Annotated in this window: 1 pseudogene; it reads left to right on the top strand. The window is 60.6% G+C overall.

The features are described from left to right. Window positions 1-65: 65 nt before the first annotated feature. Window positions 66-1,202, top strand: a pseudogene (locus tag ACM9HJ_RS30945) (IS3 family transposase). The last annotated feature ends 60 nt before the right edge of the window (window positions 1,203-1,262 follow it).

Consider the following 1,262-nt stretch of genomic DNA (forward strand, 5'->3'; position numbering starts at 1 on the left):
GAGCTGGTCCCCCGTGAGCGGACAGTTTGCTAAGCTTGGTTCGGCCTTATTGAAGGACGACCGACATGGCGGGACAGAGGAAGCGATATTCAGCGGATTTCAAGGCGAAGGTGGCACTTGAGGCGATCCGGGGCGAGTTGACGATGGCGCAGCTTGTGTCGAAGCACGGTGTTCACCAGACGATGATCAACGCTTGGCGTAAGCAGGCGATCGAGGGAATGGCGTCGTCGTTTTCCGGCAAAGCCGAGGCCAGTCCAGTCGTTGATGTCGCCGAGATCGACCGGCTGCACGCCAAGATCGGGCAGTTGGTGGTGGAGCGGGATTTTTTGCGCAAGGCCTCCGGTCGATGAGCGCCGGTCGGAGGCGTGAGATGGTGGATCGGTCACATCCCGGCTTGTCGGTTGTCCGGCAATGCGCGCTGCTGTCGATCAGCCGGTCACATTATTACGGGCCGGTACGGGGCGAGAGGGCTGAGAACCTGGCGCTGATGCGGCTGATCGATGCGCAGTTCCTGGAGACACCCTGGTACGGGAGCCGACAGATGACCCATCATCTGCGGCGCCAGGGTCATCGTCAATCGCAAGCGGGTGCGCCGGCTGATGGGCCGGATGGGGTTGGCAGCCATCTACCAACGGCCAAAGACCAGCGTTCCCCATCCCGAGCACAAGATCTGGCCCTACCTGTTGCGGGACCTGGCCATCGACCGGCCGGACCATGTCTGGTGCACGGACATCACCTACATTCCGATGCGGCGGGGCTTCCTGTATCTGATCGCCGTGATGGATTGGGCATCGCGCAGGGTGCTGGCCTGGAAACTGTCCAATTGCATGGACATCGATTTCTGCCTGGAGGCCCTGCAGGATGCCATGGCCCGCCACGGCAAGCCCGAAATCTTCAACACCGACCAGGGCGGCCAATTCACCAGCCCGAAATTCACCGGCATCTTGACCGATGCCGGTATCAAGGTTTCCATGGATGGAAGGGGCCACTGGATGGACAATGTGTTCATCGAACGGCTCTGGCGGTCACTGAAATACGAATGCGTCTATCTCCACGCTTTCGAGACCGGCAGCGAGGCCAGGGCCGGGATCGGACGCTGGATCGATTACTACAATAACCGACGCCCGCATTCCGCGCTCGGGGGACAAACACCCGACGAGGCATACAGGAAAGGGGCGGACAAACTGTGTTTGGCGGCGTGAACTGAACAGGACCAAGCTTAACGCCGAACAAAAACTGTCCGCTCACGGGGGACCAGCTCT

Origin of the sequence: Niveispirillum sp. KHB5.9, assembly GCF_048066115.1 — a bacterium.
Classification (GTDB): Bacteria; Pseudomonadota; Alphaproteobacteria; order Azospirillales; family Azospirillaceae; genus Niveispirillum.